The sequence below is a fragment of the Pseudarthrobacter sp. J47 genome (genome assembly GCF_049810315.1).
In the GTDB taxonomy this organism is placed as follows: domain Bacteria; phylum Actinomycetota; class Actinomycetes; order Actinomycetales; family Micrococcaceae; genus Arthrobacter.
In genome coordinates this window covers 1,527,906-1,544,576 of sequence record NZ_CP187358.1, presented here as the reverse complement: position 1 = coordinate 1,544,576, position 16,671 = coordinate 1,527,906, and the positions used below count along the sequence as shown (strand labels likewise).

Genomic DNA, 16,671 nt, shown 5'->3' with positions numbered 1-16,671 from the left:
CGACAGGCTCGATCACCGGTGGTTGAGCCTGTCGAAACCTGGATCTCGACAGGCTCGATCACCGGGTCCGCCACAAAAGGAGGAGGCCCAACCGGCGAACCGGTTGGGCCTCCTCCTTTTGTTTAGACCGTCTTTACACTGCCGCTTACTCGACGACGAGCAGCAGGTCTCCGCCCTGGACCTGCTCGATCTCCGAGATGGCGAGCCTGGAGACCTTGCCGCCCACCGGCGTCGTGATGGATGCTTCCATCTTCATGGCCTCGATGGTGGCCACAGTGTCTCCGGGGTTGACTTCGTCGCCCGGACGCACGGTCACGGTGACTGCACCGGCAAACGGCGCTGCAACGTGGCCCTTGTTGGCCGGATCCGCCTTCTCCGCCGCCTTGACGTTGCTGTCCACCGACTGGTCGCGGACAACAACGGGGCGCGACTGGCCGTTGAGCTTGCACATCACGGTGCGCATGCCCTTTTCATCCGGCTCGGAAACAGCTTCCAGTGAGGCGATGAGGCGGACGCCGCGCTCCAGCTGGATGACGTGCTCCTGGCCCAGCTGCAGGCCGTAGAGGTAGTCCCGGGTGTCCAGGACCGAGACGTTGCCGTATGTTTCCTGGCTCTTCTCGTAGTCCTTGGTGGGACCGGCGAAGAGCAGGCGGTTGAGCGTGCGCTGGCGGGTCTTGGAATCCCCTGCCAGGGCGGCGCTGTCCTCGGCACTGAGCTCGACGTCGCGCACCTTGACGGTGCGGCCCTGCAGGGCCTTGGTGCGGAACGGCTCAGGCCAGCCTCCGGGAGGGTCACCCAGCTCGCCGGACAGGAACCCGATGACGGAATCCGGGATGTCGTAGTTCTGCGGGTTCTCGTTGAAGTCCGCAGGGTCGGCGCCGAGGCCCACCAGGTGCAGGGCGAGGTCGCCCACCACCTTGGAGGACGGGGTCACCTTGACCAGGCGGCCCAGGATGCGGTCAGCGGCCGTGTACATGTCCTCGATGGCCTCGAACTGCTCGCCCAGGCCAAGGGCCATGGCCTGCTGGCGCAGGTTGGACAGCTGCCCGCCCGGGATCTCGTGCTGGTAGACGCGACCTGTGGGGCCCGGCAGCCCGGACTCGAACGGAGCGTAGACGCGGCGCACGGCTTCCCAGTACGGCTCCAGCGAGCTGACGGCGTCCAGGCTTAGGCCGGTGTCCCGCGGGGTGTGGGCCAGCGCGGCCACCAAGGCGGATGCCGAAGGCTGGCTGGTGGTTCCGGCCAGGGACGCGGCGGCGACGTCCACAGCGTCCACACCGGCGTCCACAGCGGCCAGCAGGGTGGCAAGCTGCCCGCCCGCGGTGTCGTGGGTGTGCAGGTGGACCGGGAGGTCGAAGCGTTCCCGCAGGGCCGCGACCAGCTTGGCAGCCGCTGCCGGACGCAGGAGGCCCGCCATGTCCTTGATGGCCAGGATGTGTGCCCCGGCGTCGACGATCTTCTGCGCGAGCTCCAGGTAGTAATCCAGGGTGTACAGCTCTTCGGCGGGGTCCAGCATGTCGCCGGTGTAGCAGAGCGCCACCTCGGCCACCGCAGTACCTGTTGCCCGGACGGCGCGGATGGCCGGGGCCATCTGGTTGACGTCGTTCAGGGCGTCGAAGATGCGGAAGATGTCAATGCCGGTTGCCGCCGCCTCATTGACGAAGGCCGCTGTGACTTCCTCCGGGTAGGGCGTGTAGCCCACCGTGTTACGGCCACGGAGCAGCATCTGCAGGCACACGTTGGGCATGGCCTTGCGCAGTGCCGCCAGGCGGTCCCAGGGGTCCTCGCCGAGGAACCGGAGCGCGACGTCGTACGTGGCGCCTCCCCAGGCCTCGACGGACAGCAGCTCGGGCAGGAGCTTCGAGACGGCGGGACCGGCGGCCACGAGGTCGCGGGTGCGGACGCGGGTAGCCAGCAGGGACTGGTGGGCGTCGCGGAACGTGGTGTCCGTAACGGCTACGGCGTTCTGCTCGCGGAGCGCCTTGGCGAATCCCTCAGGCCCAAGTTCCAGCAGCCGCTGGCGGGAGCCCGACGGTGCCGTGCCTTCAGGCAGTGCCGGAAGCTTGCGGGCAGGGTCCGTCATCACGGTGAGTTCACCGTTGGGCTTGTTGACGGTGACCTCGGCGAGCCAGGTCAGCAGCTTGGTGCCGCGGTCGGCGGACACGCGGGACTTCAGCAGCTCCGGGCGTTCGTCGATGAAGGACGTGGCCACGTTGCCGGCCACGAACTCGGCATCCTCAAGCACAGCCTGCAGGAAGGAGATGTTGGTGGACACACCACGGATACGGAACTCGGCCAGGGCGCGGCGGGCACGGGCCACCGCGGCAGGGTAATCCCGGCCACGGCAGGTCAGCTTCACCAGCATGGAGTCGAAGTGCGGGCTGATCTCGGCACCCGAGTAGACGGTACCGCCGTCGAGCCTTACACCGGCACCGCCGGCGGAACGGTAACCGGTGATCTTTCCGACGTCGGGACGGAAACCGTTGGCAGGGTCCTCGGTGGTGATGCGGGACTGGAGGGCCGCGCCGCGGAGCTGCACGGTGTCCTGGGAGAGTCCCAGATCGGCGAGGGTCTCCCCTGCCGCGATCCGCAGCTGTGCCTGGACGAGGTCCACGTCCGTGACTTCCTCGGTGACAGTGTGCTCCACCTGGATACGCGGGTTCATTTCGATGAAGACGTGCTGGCCGGCGCGTTCACCCACGGTGTCGACCAGGAACTCGACCGTGCCTGCGTTGACGTAGTTGAGGGCCTTGGCGAACTTGACGGCGTCGCGGTACAGCGCCTGCCGGATTCCTTCGTCCAGGTTGGGCGCCGGGGCGATTTCGATGACCTTCTGGTGGCGGCGCTGGATGGAGCAGTCACGCTCGAAGAGGTGCATCACGTTGCCCTCGGCGTCGGCCAGGATCTGCACTTCGATGTGCCGCGGACGCAGGACTGCCTGCTCCAGGAACATGGTGGGATCACCGAAGGCTGCGTCGGCCTCGCGCATGGCGGCCTGCAGGGCTTCCGGCAGGGCCTCGCGGGTATCAACGCGGCGCATGCCGCGCCCGCCGCCGCCGGCGACTGCCTTGGCAAAGATCGGGAAGCCGATTTCGTCCGCCGCGGCAATGAGCTCATCCACGTCCTTGGACGGCGCGCTGGACTTCAGCACGGGGACGCCGGCGGACTTGGCAGCCGCCAGCGCGGACACCTTGTTGCCGGCAAGTTCCAGCACCTCAGCGGGCGGTCCGACGAAGGTGATTCCTTCTGCGGCAGCAGCCCGGGCCAGGTCAGGGTTTTCGGACAGGAAGCCGTAACCGGGGTAAATAGCGTCTGCGCCGGCCTCCTTGGCCACGCGCACGACTTCATCCACGTCGAGGTAGGCGCGGACGGGGTGACCCTCCTCGCCAATCAGATAGGCTTCGTCGGCCTTCTGGCGGTGAATGGAGTTGCGGTCCTCATGCGGAAAGACAGCTACAGTCTTGGCGCCGAGCTCGTAGCCGGCGCGGAAAGCGCGGATTGCAATTTCGCCGCGGTTGGCCACCAGAATTTTCGAAAACATGCTGCTCCTGCATCATTGCGGGCGGATCGGTAAGTGGTCACAGTGTCTAAGACCGCTGCGGACAAACACAAATGATTGTGTTCACCGTCACACAGATTTCCGTCATGTGCCCTGCACATTTGAAGGAGTCATCGCGACAGCCTCACCAGTCTGCCATGCCCGCACGGTCAAGGCCCCGATTCCCCGCCGGTCAACATATGATGGGGTGGCGGCATTGCGTAAATTACCTTCCGGTAATCCATCGGCAATCCTGCCCCAACTCGGCATCCGGCGTTAGGTCTTGGTTTTCACGTGCAAGTAGTCAGCATCAGCAGCCTCAAGGGCGGAGTCGGCAAGACCTCCGTCACCACTGGATTGGCATCGGCGGCACTGGCCGCGAACATCCCCACCCTGGTGGTGGATCTTGATCCGCATGCAGACGCCACCACTGCCCTGGGCGTCCAGTCCAACGGCCATCTGGACATTGGCCGGATGCTCAAAAGCCCCCGCCGGGCCCGCCTTGCGGAAAACGTCACGGCCAGCGGCTGGGTTTCAGCGGCGGCAGCCAAGGGCACGGTAAACCCCGTCCTGGATGTTGCAGTGGGTTCCGCGTTCACAGGCATCTACGACCGTCCCGATCTTGGCCGGCGCGACCTCCGCAGGCTCTCTACGGTCCTCGCCGGCGCAGAGAATTACCAGCTGGTCCTGATCGACTGCCCGCCCTCCCTGAACGGGCTCACCCGGATGGCCTGGTCCGCCAGCGACAAGGTGGCCCTGGTGGCAGAGCCTGGCCTCTTCTCCGTGGCCGGCACCGAACGCACCATGCGGGCCATCCAGCTTTTCCGGCAGGAGTTCGCACCTGGCCTTGCCCCCGCAGGCATTGTGGCCAACCGTGTCCGCACCGGATCATCCGAGCACGCCTTCCGGCTCTCTGAAATGGAATCGATGTTCGGCGGCATGCTGCTGGAACCACGCATTCCCGAACAGGCCAACTGGCAGCAGATCCAGGGCGCGGCGCATCCGGTCCATAGCTGGCCGGGCGATTCCGCGAAGAACGCGGCAGCCCTGTTCGACGCGCTGCTGACAAACATCCTCGGTGCCGGGCGGGCGTCGAGGCGGGCGCAGCGCTGACTCCCCCGGTGGTTGAGCCTGTCGAAACCCGGATCTCGACAATCTCGATCACCGAAGGTTCCGCACACGCAAAAGGTGGGATGTCCTGACCGGACCCCCACCTTTTCTGCATTCCCGCCTGACGGGATTTCGACGTCGTCAGCTGATTTTGCGTGCAGCGCGCCTTTTGCTCAACTCATCGTCCGGAAAGGACTGCTCCGCGGCGTGTTCGCTGGGCAAGGAGGCGAGGCTGCCTTCCACTTCGCGCCAGACCCGGCCGACGGCAATGCCGAAAACGCCCTGGCCGCCCTGGACGAGGTCGATCACTTCGTCGGCGGAGGTGCACTCGTAGACGCTGGCGCCGTCGCTCATCAAAGTAATCTGGGCCAGGTCTTCAACACCGCGTTCGCGCAGGTGCTCCACAGCCGTGCGGATCTGCTGGAGGGAAACGCCGGTGTCCAGGAGTCGCTTGACCACCTTGAGGACCAGGATGTCCCGGAAGCCATACAGCCGCTGTGAACCCGAACCGGCGGCGCCGCGGACGGCCGGCTCAACCAGGCCGGTACGTGCCCAATAGTCCAGCTGCCGGTAGGTGATGCCCGCCGCCTTGCAGGCAGTGGGGCCACGGTAGCCGGCGTCTTCATCCAGCACCGGAAGGTCTTCGGTAAACAGCAGCCCCTGGGCCCCGCTCACGGGCACAGCCGTACCAGCCGTTGCGGGCTGTTTGAGCTGGCCTGAATCGCCTTTGGGACTCACCTGGATCCTCCTTGTCCTAAGCTCCCCGGGGATTCCATACAGCCACAGGCCCGGAATAAAGGCCATGCATGTAATTCCGCACAGAGCGCACTCTCCAGTGTGACTTGCGGGACCGCTGTAAGCAATGGGAACTTGATACTTCGACGTTAGGCCTGCTGTGCCCCAAGGTCAAAGACCTTGGCGCCATCCGGCAGGCGTGTCGAAAGTTTCAGGCTCAACTTTAACCTTAACGTGACCTAACCGTCGAAGTCCTCAGGCTCCACATCGTCCAGGAACTCGCGGAAACGGCGCAGCTCGCCCTCTTCATCGACGCTGGGACCGGGCTCTGCGTCTTCGCCCTCATCGTGCTCGGTAATCCGCACGCCTGCCTCGTCCATCACGGCATCGGCGCACCAGATCCGGCACTTGGCACGCAAGGCCACGGCCAGCGCGTCTGAAGCGCGGGAGCTGACAGTGGTGCCGTTCTCGAACTGGAGCTGGCCATAGAAGATGTTGTCCTCGACCGCCACGATATTAACGCTGACAATCGAGTGGCCCAGAGACTCCACCACATCCACCAGGAGGTCGTGCGTCATGGGCCGCGGCGGCGTGATGCCCTGCTGCGCCAACGCGATGGCGCTGGCCTCAGGCGTCCCGATCCAGATAGGGACGTGCCGTTCGCCATGGAGCTCGCGCAGGAGCACCAGCGGCTGGTTGGACGGCAGTTCGATCCGGACTCCGACTATCTCTACTTCGATCATCACAGTTCCATGCGTGAGATGTGGTCCTGCACCAGTGCACGGTGCAGGGTGAGGCACAGATCGCTGATCTCGCGGGCCGCCTCTGCTGCCCGCGCCTGTGAGGCCGCGTCCTTCCGGGAAGCCAGCGGTGCAACAGCGCGCTCCACCAGTCCGAACTCGCGTTCCGCCGCAGCCTGGAACGGCCGCAGGTGGCGCGGTTCCAGGCCATGGTTTTCCAGCTGGACACATGCCTTGGCCACCTGGAGCGAATGCTCATCGAACATGCCGCCGGTGTGTCCGATCAGCCCGAAGCTCAGCAGCGACTGCAGCAGCGGGACGCTGGCACCGGATTCGGCACGCAGTTGCTCCTCGGTCAGCTTGCGTCCACGGTTCTTCAGCTCGGTAGCCAGTTCATCCGAGACGATCCGGGGGGAAACCACGACGCCGGGCGGCAGGTTTTCGGGACGTTCTCCACGATCGATGGCATCCAGGTAGTCCTTGATGACCTTCAGCGGAAGGTACTGGTCCCGCTGCAGAGCGAGGACGAAACGCAGGCGTTCGACGTCGCCGTCGGAATACTGCCGGTAACCCGCCGGAGTCCGGCGGGGATTGATCAGGCCCTTTTCTTCAAGGAACCTGATTTTTGAGGCTGACATTCCGGGGAAGTCATCGCTGAGCTGCGCGAGGACTTCCCCGATGTTCAGGACCTGGGGACCGCGCCGGTCCGGTTGCGCCATTGCCACAGGCAGCAGCCCCTTGATCAGGAGCGGCCTGCTGCGCGGGCAGGGCTCAGGTAGAAGGTGAGACGGAATTTTCCGATCTGGACTTCACTGCCCGAGCGCAGCTCCACCTTGTCCACGCGGTCGTGGTTGACGTACGTGCCGTTGAGGCTGCCGGTGTCTACCACTTCAAAGCTGCGTTCCGTGCGGCGGAACTCGACGTGCTTACGGGAGACCGTGACGTCGTCGAGGAAGATATCCGCATCAGGGTGCCGGCCGGCCGTGGTGATGTCCGAATCCAGCAGGAACCTGGCGCCGCTGTTGGGGCCGCTGTGGGCAACCAAAAGGGCCGAGCCGGCCGGCAACGCCTCAACGGCAGCGCGTTCCTCAAGGGAAAGCTGCGGCGCGATCGACGGCTCGTTAGTGATAGGCGGAAGGTGGATCGAAGTGGTCTCCGAAGCTGGTTCCGCACCTGTGCCGTTGTGACCATTGGCAGGGTTCCGTTCGTGGCCAACCATGGGTTCCTCCTCTTCCGCTGCAGCACTTGCTCCTGCAATCAACACTTGCCTCCGGACCCGATTCCATGCCGCTGACGTGCGGCGATGTTGAACAAAGCCGCTGGCCGTCAGTACGGCGGGACGTGAAAACCCGGTTAGCTTTAGCCTACCTGTTGTTCGTACTCAGATGCACTGAGCAGCGACTCGACGGCGTCTGCTTCTGCAAGCCGGACTTCCAGGAGCCAGCCGTCGCCGTAGGCGTCGGTGTTGATCAGGGCGGAATCGGTGTCCAGGGACTCGTTGCGGGCCACCACTTCCCCGGTGACGGGCGCGTAGATATCGCTGACGCTCTTGGTGGACTCCACCTCGCCGATGACTTCGCCGGCGGTGATAGCGGTTCCGGGCTCGGGCATCTGGGCGTAGACGACGTCGCCCAGGGCGTCCTGCGCGAAGTCGGTGATGCCGATCCGGACAACACCATCGGTGGGCGCGGTAACCCATTCGTGTTCGGCGGTGTAGTACAGGTCTTCGGGAATGTTGCTCATCAGGGGCCTTTCCTAGGATCAATCAGCAAGGTCGCCGGGGCCTTAACAACAAGCCGCCGCTGAAAGTATAGGCACATCCGCCGGTTGCTGGAGGGGTTCTGCCATGATGGTGGCATGACTGAAAACACACAGGCACAGCCGGTGAAAAAGACCAACTGGGTTGCCCGCATCATCTTTGGTGTCGTAGCACTGGTAATCCTGGTTCTGGCGTACTTCATCCTGGCCGCGTTCCTGCCGGTCTGGTGGGCCACCACCATTGGCAACCAGGTCCAGGGCGACCTCGCCGCCGGTGTGTGGGTAGGCATGTTCTACGGGTTCGTCTTCACGCTCCTCCCCCTCATGGTGGCCTGGCAGGCCACCCGCAAGCAGGTTTCCTGGCCGTGGAAGATCGTCCTGATCCTGCTGGGTGTGGCCCTGGCAACCCCCAACCTGTTGACGGCGGCCATCCTCATCAGCAACTCCGAATCGGCCCATAACGGCCAGCGGATCCTGGGCACCGAAGCGACCTGGTTCCCCATCTGGACCCAGATCTCGGCCGTAGCCGCGGTTGTTGCCTTTGTTGCCGGCGTCGTGCTCTGGAAGATCTGGCGGCACCGCGGGCAGAAGGTGAAGGCTTTCAAGAAGGCGGAGGCGGAACGTGCGCTGGCCGCAAAGAACGCCGAGCGCGATGCGCGTTCATCCTCTGCCGGCAAGCCGGAGACCCGTCCTGCTTCGTCCGATGAAAACGCTGACGATCCGGGCAAGCGGCACTGAATGTAGGCCCTTGATCCATGCCTGAGCTGCCCGAAGTCGCCGCGCTGGCCTCCTATTTGGACGGCCGGCTCCGCGATGCCCGGATCGCCAAAGTGCAGATCGCGTCCATCGCCGTACTCAAGACGGCCGACCCGCCGTATTACGCCCTTGAAAACCGGGCAGTTGCCGGGGTGAGCCGGTTCGGGAAATTTGTGGCTATCGACGCCGGCGGGCTGTTCTTCGTCTTCCACCTCGCCCGGGCAGGCTGGGCCCGGGTCACCGAATCGCCGTCCACTGCACCGCTGAAGCTCGGGAAAGGTCCCATAGCTGCCCGCCTGCGCTTCTCCTTCAATAGTGACGAGCCGGATCTGGGCGTGGACCTCACTGAGGCCGGAACCCACAAGGGCCTGGCCGTCTACGTGGTGAACGACCCCCGGGAAGTGCCCGGGATCGCCTCTCTGGGCCCGGACCCGTTCGCTCCCGCCTTTACCGTGGAGGTGTTTGCCGAGATCCTCGCTTCCAGCGGGCACCAGATCAAGGGCCTGCTCAGGAACCAGGGCACCATCGCGGGAATCGGCAACGCGTACAGCGACGAAATCCTGCACGCGGCGCGGATCTCGCCGTTCGCCGTGGCCAACAAGCTCGACGCCGACTCCGTCCAAACGCTCTACGACGCCATCCACTCTGTGCTTGGCGCCGCCGTTCAGGAAGCCGGCGGCAAGCCTCCCAGCGAGCTGAAGGACGCGAAACGCAGCCACATGCGGGTCCACGGCCGGGCCGGCCAGGCATGCCCCGTATGCGGGGACACCGTGCGGGAGGTATCGTTCGCCGACTCCGCGTTGCAGTACTGCCCCACCTGCCAGACGAAGGGCAAGATCCTCGCGGACCGGAGGACGTCCAAATTCCTGAAGTAGGTCTGGGCTTTCGGCCTGGCTGACTCTCCGGCGACTGTCCCAGGCCTGGCCTGCTCTCCGGCTCTCCAGCGAATCCTAGGCTTGTTCGCGAGTCCCAGGCTTCAAGGTTAGGACTCGCGAACAAGCTTAGGATTCGTCCCCAGGACCTGCTCAACGGGGGCTACCGCGAACGGACTCCGGGGCATCCCTGGCCTTGCGGGTTGACGTTGCAGTCGTCCGCGTAGTTCCGGGTGACAGATCGCCAGACGGAGATGGTCTGCGGATCGGAGCTGAACTGGCCCTGCCCCGGTATCGGTAATGGTGGACCGTCGTTGACCGAGTACGTCCCCTGGAACGAGGTTGTCAGCATTATTTGGAAATCGCCCGTCTCGGCATAGGCGTGACTGGTACGTGTTTCTTCTCCCCAGCGCTCTTCGGGAAGGGCTCCTCCCTTTGAACCATGAGGGCCGACGATCGTTCCGTCCCCGTAATTCCACGTGTACTGGACAGGGGTAGCCGTCACATGGACACGCTGGCCGAACATCGTGATGTCGAATTCCTGCTCGACGGGGTCGGCGTATACGTTGGTCTGCGCACCTCGGAGGGTGTGCGGGCTGGGCTGGGACGTCACACTTCCGGCGCTGATAGGAAGGTTCTGGAACTCACGCTGAATGTCCGCTGCGATGCGTGGCAACAGGTCCTCGGGTTCAGCGTCGTAGAAGCACGTTGGACCGGAATGGTAAGTCCACGCCGGATTCGCGATGCCTGCTGGAGCGTGGTACCAAACCACCGGGATACCGTTCTCACCGTTTGGCCCACCCTTGCATGTCAGCTCACGGCCCTGGCAAGGAGTGGCGTACTCACCGCCGTCCAGCTCACATTGGTGCAGATATTTGTACTGCCAGGGATCCGGATTTGGATCACGCGCAGGGCTCGTATCAATGTGGAAGGTCCCTGTCACTGGGTCGAACTTCCATTTGGCGCCGACCTCATAAAAGCCACGATGCTTCGCCAAGGGACCAACGTGCACCGCATATCAGTTATCCGTTCAGCCGCTGAGCGTCCACGAGCTTCCAACTGCCTGCATCGAACTTTGAGAGGAAGATCTGGGCTACATCGGTTGCCGGAACGGTGGTGTCAGCGGGGGTACCGTCTGCCTTGAACGCGCGAAGTTCAGATTGCTGGACCTGGACGACGACTTGGTAGTTTCCATCGGGCGCAACTATGAACGTGGTCTCAACGGCTGGCGTCGCGATCTTTCCTCCGGACATCCACCGTCCGTTCGAGAACCAATTGGAGATAATTTTCTCAGCGGCTTCACAGTTGGCGCATCCTGGAGCAGACACTGACTTTAGGGGAGCCATGTCCCCGGTTTCGTAGGCATAGCTGAGTGTGGCGTACCAGTACTCAGCGAACGCCAGCAGGCCTTCCTTGGTCTCCGTCTTAGCCACCTCGGGAAGGACAGGCACTGGAACATTCTGGGCGCGCCCTGAGGCGTCCGCTGGCTTGTAAGCAGCCGTCGGTGTTGCGGAAGCACTTGGCGTTGGGCTTACCGAGGCAGTCTCTGAGCCGGTCGCGGCCTGCCCCGGTGTGTCTCCTGAATTGCAACCAGCAAGTGCGAAGGACCCCGCGACAGCCAGGGCAACTACTCCAGCGCGCCAGTTACCGGACACAAAGATGTTCGACGATGTCATGGGCCGAGACTCCCCCAGTAGATTCAGCCCGGCCAGCCCCGGACACTGTCTAAGGGTAGCCCACGCCAAATTTGCGCCTTGAGACTTATCCACAGGCCTATCGGATCAGGCTCAGGTCACTGATGGTCCACCCGGCTCCACTGTGCGCAACAGTGGCTTGGCTTCCTGCATTAGTGGCCGGCGTGGGTTCCTGATACAGGCTGCCGTCCGGATTACGGATGACGAGTTCCTTCTGGGTCACTTGCACACTTACGCGCGCCGGTGCTCCCGATGAGACTTGCGCCGCAATGTCTGCGGCTTGTATCTGTCCTCCGGATATCCATTTATCGTTGCTCCACGACAATCCGATGTTGTCGATGAGTCCTTGGCAGAAAACGCAGTCGGGACTCGATACCGCAGAAACAAGGTCCGTATTGCCGGTCTCATATCCATAGTTCAGCGCCTGAAACCAATACGTAGCGAAGGCCTCCAGGCCTTCCTTGGTCCCCGCCTTTGCGGCTTCCGGCAAGACCGGAAATGGAACGTTCTGCGCGCGCTCGGAAGCGTCGGCTGGCTTGTAGGCCGCAGCGGAAGTGACCGCTGCAGGCTGGGAGGTAGCTTGCGCCGCCGTCGTGATTGCCGGCTCTGGTGATTCTCCGGAAGCACAACCAGCCAGCCCGAAGGACACCGCAACCGTCAGTGCAAGCGCTCCATGGGCAAGGACCTTCGACGCTGTCATACAGAACTCCCCAAGTAGTTTCATCCGGCGAGTCCCGGGTCAGGTTTTCAGGCTAGCCCACGTAGAACTGGGCCGAGGGTCCGAAGCCGGGCTTCCGGTTAAATGGCTCGGGCGGCCGCATCACGCGGCCGCCCGAGTTATAGAGGGGCAATCAGGGGATTACTTGTTCGACGTCGATCTCCGCTGCCGAGGCGAACACCGCACCGTTCTGCGAACTGGTGGCCACGAGCTTGATGTACCGACCGTCTACTGGAGCGAACTCCACACGCTGGGTTTCGCGGTTGTTGGGGAATTCACCGGTAGCGACGGCGGGACCCCACGTGGTGCCGTCAGCGCTCACGTAGATTTCATAACCCTTGATCGGACCGTTCGATCCTCCGTCCTGGCGCGGCAGGTACTGCAGTGCTTTCAGCTGGCGGGCCGAGCCGGTGTCGATCGTGATGTGGTGCGGGTAACCGGCGTCGGGGTCGACGTCGGACCAGCGGGAGTGCCACTGCGTGACGATGTTGCCGTCGATCGCGAAGCTGGCCTGGCCACCTGCGGGGTCGGCGCTGCTGACGTCGGCAATGCGCAGCTGGCTCTTCGGGATAATTCCGCCCGTGCCTGTGCCGGGGATGCCGGTGCCGTCTCCGGAGCAGCTGAACCTGGCGTTGGCCCAGTCACCGTGGTCGTTGCCCACGCCATCGCCGGCGTCGCCGACCACGAGGTCCACGTACTGTGCGCCGTCAACGTTGGCAACCAGGGAAACCGTCGGAGTGGTCGGAGTCATCTTCGCGGTCTGAGCGACCTGAACGCCGTCGGCCCGTACTGCGAAGGTGATGGAACCACGCGTCGGCTGGTAGTCATCGACGCCAACCTCCGCTGTGAAGGTCTCACAGCGGCCGCCAAGGTAGTAGCGGATGTTGGAGACAGCGTGGACGCCCAGGCCCTTGGCGTACGTGACGCCTTCGAGCTTGAGCGCGGGACCGTCGCCTGCGCCTGACTCGCCGTTGGCACGGTCACGTTCCACTGGGCCCCAGCCGTTTTCGGCCGATACCCAGTCGAGGTCGCTGGCCCAGTTGTCGCCCACCGGCGGTGCCGCAAGGGCGCCGACCGAGGTGGCCGCCGTAGCGCTGCGTTCCGCGCCGTCGATCGTGTACTTGGCGGTTGCGTCGAGTGCGTGCGGACCCTTGTCAGCGTCCGACGCCGGGACAACAGTCCACGTGGTGGTCACGGTATCCCCGGGGTTGACTGCCGGGAACGTGAAGGCATCCTTTGCGGTGACAGTCCAGCCTTCGGGTGCGTTCAGGTCCAGCGTGAGCGGACCGGTTGCGGTTGCCTCGTCGGAGGTGAACGTGGTGGTGAGGTCGTTCGCCTGGCCGGGCAGCAGCTTCTCCGGGGCGTCGATGGCCAGCGTGCCACAGGCCACCGGGGTTGCATCGGCACCGAGGTCCTCGATCAGGACGTTGTCCATCACGAAGTCGCCGCCGTTGCCGCCCGTGGACAGGCCCACCCAGTATTCACCGCAGGAGCCGGCGACGAACTCGTCGACGAACCGTTTGGTGGTGGTCTGGGCAGTGATCGGTGTGGACTTCAGCGTGACCGAACGCGGCTCGCCGCCGCGGACCGAATCGTAGCCGGCCACCCAGTCGTAGCCTCCGGCCGTTGCCTGGTGGTCGAAGCTGACGCGGTACTTGTGGCCTGCCTGGAAGTCAGCCGTCTGCGGTACCGTGCGGTACACAAGGCCGCCGTTCTCCGCATGCGACTTGAGCGACCAGTTGCCCGCAAGGACGTCGTCGATCTTCTTTCCGTTCCAGCCGGCCTGGGTAAACGGCGCGTGCAGCTCGGCCAGGTGCGTGCGCGGATCCGTGGAACCGCCGGCGTTGCCCTTCACGAACGGTGACCAGCCCTGGACCACGTTCTCGAAGTCCTCCTGTACCAGCACGCCCTGGGGCAGCTGGCCTTCGACCGGACGGTCCTTCGCCACTATCCGGACATCGTCGACGCGTACTCCGCCGTCGCCGTCGCCCGCCTTTACGGCAACGCGGACGCTGTCCTTCTTGGAAGCGACGTCGAACGGAACCTCAATGCGCTGGAAGAACGAACCGTGCTTCTCATCAGCCGCGACGAAGTTCTCCGCGGTAGTAGTGTCGATCTCGACGTCCCGGGTTGTGCCGCCCGAGGTGACGCTGACAGTTGTCTTCCGCGTCTTGCCCTTCTCGATTTCGACCCACACGCCGAGGGCGTTGCGTCCCGGGGTCAGGCCGGCGACGTCCTGGTGGATGGAGGACTCACCGCCCACGGGCAGCTCCGCTACCGCATGGCCACCATTGACGACGCCGATCCTGGCGCCGCCGGTTGGGTTCCACTTGGTGAGGTTGCCGGCATTGAACCCGGGGTCGGCAATGTTGGTGCCTGCACCCCACGCGGCGTCCGGTGAAGCGACAGCCTGCGTGGACCGCTCCAGCACATACGCAACACCGGCTTCCGCGTTGAGCGTGACCTTGCCGCCACGCACCGGAACGGTGCCAACGTGCTGCCGGCCCTGGTCCGTGAGCTTGTACACCTGCACCTGCTTGACCTGCTGCCACGGCTTGGTCAGCTGCCAAGCGGTCTGGCCGCCGTCGGCGTTGTAGTGGTACAGCTTTTCGGTGCCGTTGCTGGTCTTCCACGGCAGCAGGTAGGTGTTGCCCGCGAGGACCTGCGCGTCGCCGACGAAGATCTTGCGGCTCGTCAGGTCGGCGCCGTCGTTCTCGACGCGCACGTCGCCGGTTAGGCGCACCTTGTTCGCGTCCCAGTCCAGGATCTGCTGGGTCTGGAGGAACTTGGTGGGCAGGTTCCGCTGCCACACGTTCTTGAGGAACGCGTTCCAGTCGGTTTCGCCGGTCCAACCCTCGAACTCGACAATTTCAGTGTTGCCGAGGAGCTTGTTGGGGTTCCAGGTGTCCTTCTGGTGGTTGCGCAGGAAGCGGATGACGTCCGAGTTCAGGCCCTTGTTCGTGGACCCGCCGTAGGACTCGTCATTGGCCCAGTGGGACCAGAGCGCGTCTTCCTCGAAGTGGTAGGACCATTCGGTGCCGATCTGCCAGCCCTGGCCGCGGAGCTCCTGCGCCAGGCGCTCCTGGAGCCAGCCGAACTGGTAGTAGACGTCGATGTACAGGAACTTGAGCGCCGGGTCGGTTTCGTCGCGCAGCTGCTGGAAGCGCTTCTGGATGGCGCCGCTGGCCAGGTCCGTGCGCTGGTCGATGTAGTAGGACTGGTCGATCCAGTCCCAACCGGGTGCGTTCTCATTGACCAGGGTCTCGGAGAAGGTCTTCGCTTCCGGGTAGGCCTCGGTGGCGTTGACGTGCACGCCGAAGTCCGCACCCCACTTGGCGCCTTCGCGCAGGAGCGTGTTCATGTCCTCCAGGCCGCCGGCGCGGGTGTTGTAGTTTCCGCCGTAGTCCGGGTGCGCCGAGTCGTGGCCCTCGGAGCCGTAACCCTTGAGCACCGCGAGCTGGCCGAGGCCGTCCGTGGAGAGTGAGGTGCGCTTGACGTCGTCGAGCGTGCGCAGGAACGGGTGCGTTGCCTGGCTCGCGAAGTTGAAGGGGATGTGCGGGATGACGCGCTCGGGCGTTTCCTCGGAACCCTGCGGAGCGCGGAGGATCCCGCGGAGCGCCACTGCACCGTCCTGCCAGTCGACGGCGCCATCACCGTTTGCTTCGGGCGTCACCACGATCTTGGCCCACGGAAGCTCTTCGGTGAACGGTGCCTGCGCGGCGCGGTAGGTCCACTGGCCGCTCCACAGGGAGACTGCCTTGGCGCCGTCCTGGTCCTGGACCTGGCGCCAGACACGGCCGCCTTCACTCTGCGCGGGGCCGTTGGACTGGTCATAAACCGAGTTGGTGTCGATCGCCGCAGCCAGTGTGTTGGTATGGACGATGCCGTAGGCGGATCCCGAAGCGTTACCCGCTGCGAGGTCGGCGGTGACCGGCTGGATGGTGTCGCCTGAGGTGTTGCGGTCCGGGCTGACCTTGGAGCTCACCACGGTGGCACCGGGCTGGTTGGAGTTGACCGTGACGAGGTCGTGGCCCGGGATGTCGATGGTGCCGACGCGGAAGGCCTCGGTATCCGTGACCCCGGTGACCGCGAAGGTGACGACAGCGCCCTCAACCGTGATGCGCGCGGTGAGTGAGACGCCAGGGAGGTCCGGGAACGCAAGGTTCCATTCCGCCGTCGTGCTGTTGATCTGTGAGCCCGTGGCCTGCACGGCGTAGGGCTTGCCGTTGAGGACCACGGAGGTCAGTGCCTCGGGGTTGCCGCCCAGTTCGCCGCCGGAGGCGTGGTGGTACGCCACTACCTGCGGGAACGCGGCCGCGACGTCGACGCTGAGGTCCGCGCTGGAGAGGGTCAGGGTGTCGATTGCCGCCGCGGCGGCTGCAGGCATTGCCCACAGCCCTCCGGCCAACAGGCCCGACAGCGCCAGACCGGCGACGCATTGACGCCCCGATCTTAAAGCGGAAGTTGTGCGGGGGACGGCTCGCATCAATGCTCCTTCAGGGGTGTGGGCGCCAGCGCCTGCTAACACGTGAGGCTCATCACACCAGAGCCTGATGATTGATGTCAATCATTTCCAGCTGGTTGCAATCATGATCGATCACTTGCGCACTTGGGGGACTGAAACGAAAGCCGGTAGCGCGTCCGGTCCCAGGCTTGTTCGCAAGGCCTAAGCTTCAAGGTTCTGAGTGGCGGACAAGCCTAGGAGTGGTCGCCCGGCTCCAACCACGAAGCCCGTCACACAACGCCACGA

At 64.4% G+C, this 16,671-nt stretch carries 13 protein-coding genes; 3 read left to right on the top strand and 10 right to left on the bottom strand.

Annotated elements, in window-relative coordinates; all coding sequences use genetic code 11:
* Positions 1-145: 145 nt before the first annotated feature.
* Positions 146-3,541 carry a pyruvate carboxylase gene (locus ACPJW8_RS06900; protein WP_330188679.1) on the bottom strand — a complete coding sequence of 1,132 codons (3,396 nt, stop codon included), beginning with the start codon at positions 3,539-3,541 and terminating at the stop codon, positions 146-148.
* Between the two features lie 291 nt (positions 3,542-3,832).
* Here ACPJW8_RS06900 and ACPJW8_RS06895 point away from each other — a divergent pair, with 291 nt between their 5' ends.
* On the top strand, positions 3,833-4,651 hold the full coding sequence (locus tag ACPJW8_RS06895; RefSeq protein ID WP_330188680.1) for a ParA family protein: 819 nt from the start codon (positions 3,833-3,835) through the stop codon (positions 4,649-4,651).
* Positions 4,652-4,789: 138 nt separating this feature from the next.
* Here the strand turns inward: ACPJW8_RS06895 and ACPJW8_RS06890 are convergent, their stop codons facing one another.
* The 5 genes from ACPJW8_RS06890 to gcvH form a co-directional block, all read right to left on the bottom strand.
* Positions 4,790-5,386 (bottom strand): MerR family transcriptional regulator, encoded by a 597-nt coding sequence (locus tag ACPJW8_RS06890; RefSeq protein WP_330188681.1) that lies wholly within the window; start codon positions 5,384-5,386, stop codon positions 4,790-4,792.
* Between the two features lie 236 nt (positions 5,387-5,622).
* A complete protein-coding gene (locus tag ACPJW8_RS06885) occupies positions 5,623-6,126 on the bottom strand; it encodes a bifunctional nuclease family protein (protein ID WP_330188682.1) in 504 nt (167 codons plus the stop codon).
* Entirely contained in the window at positions 6,126-6,842 is a 717-nt protein-coding gene (locus ACPJW8_RS06880; RefSeq protein ID WP_330188710.1) for a MerR family transcriptional regulator, read from the bottom strand. The genes ACPJW8_RS06885 and ACPJW8_RS06880 overlap by 1 nt, the downstream gene beginning before the upstream one ends.
* Positions 6,843-6,865: 23 nt before the next feature.
* Positions 6,866-7,342 (bottom strand): FHA domain-containing protein, encoded by a 477-nt coding sequence (locus tag ACPJW8_RS06875; protein ID WP_330188683.1) that lies wholly within the window; start codon positions 7,340-7,342, stop codon positions 6,866-6,868.
* Between the two features lie 140 nt (positions 7,343-7,482).
* A complete protein-coding gene (gcvH, locus tag ACPJW8_RS06870; protein WP_330188684.1) occupies positions 7,483-7,866 on the bottom strand; it encodes a glycine cleavage system protein GcvH in 384 nt (127 codons plus the stop codon).
* Between the two features lie 114 nt (positions 7,867-7,980).
* Between gcvH and ACPJW8_RS06865 the strand changes: the two genes are divergently transcribed.
* Together ACPJW8_RS06865 and ACPJW8_RS06860 are read left to right on the top strand one after the other, a co-directional pair.
* The gene (locus ACPJW8_RS06865; RefSeq protein WP_330188685.1) at positions 7,981-8,619 is read left to right on the top strand and encodes a hypothetical protein; all 639 of its coding nucleotides are present in this window, start codon (positions 7,981-7,983) and stop codon (positions 8,617-8,619) included.
* Between the two features lie 17 nt (positions 8,620-8,636).
* Positions 8,637-9,512: an Fpg/Nei family DNA glycosylase gene (locus ACPJW8_RS06860; RefSeq protein WP_330188686.1), complete on the top strand. Its 876-nt coding sequence runs from the start codon at positions 8,637-8,639 to the stop codon at positions 9,510-9,512.
* A 160-nt stretch (positions 9,513-9,672) separates the two neighbouring features.
* On the opposite strand, the gene ACPJW8_RS06855 is transcribed toward ACPJW8_RS06860, so the two are convergent.
* From ACPJW8_RS06855 to ACPJW8_RS06840, 4 genes are all read right to left on the bottom strand, one after another.
* Positions 9,673-10,506 carry a hypothetical protein gene (locus ACPJW8_RS06855; protein ID WP_330188687.1) on the bottom strand — a complete coding sequence of 278 codons (834 nt, stop codon included), beginning with the start codon at positions 10,504-10,506 and terminating at the stop codon, positions 9,673-9,675.
* A gap of 25 nt (positions 10,507-10,531) precedes the next feature.
* Positions 10,532-10,960, bottom strand: a complete 429-nt coding sequence (locus ACPJW8_RS06850) for a DUF6318 family protein (RefSeq protein WP_425256428.1) — start codon at positions 10,958-10,960, stop codon at positions 10,532-10,534.
* 322 nt (positions 10,961-11,282) lie between these two features.
* Positions 11,283-11,903 carry a DUF6318 family protein gene (locus ACPJW8_RS06845; RefSeq protein ID WP_330188689.1) on the bottom strand — a complete coding sequence of 207 codons (621 nt, stop codon included), beginning with the start codon at positions 11,901-11,903 and terminating at the stop codon, positions 11,283-11,285.
* A gap of 151 nt (positions 11,904-12,054) precedes the next feature.
* A complete protein-coding gene (locus tag ACPJW8_RS06840) occupies positions 12,055-16,308 on the bottom strand; it encodes an endo-alpha-N-acetylgalactosaminidase family protein (RefSeq protein WP_330188690.1) in 4,254 nt (1,417 codons plus the stop codon).
* Positions 16,309-16,671: the final 363 nt, after the last annotated feature.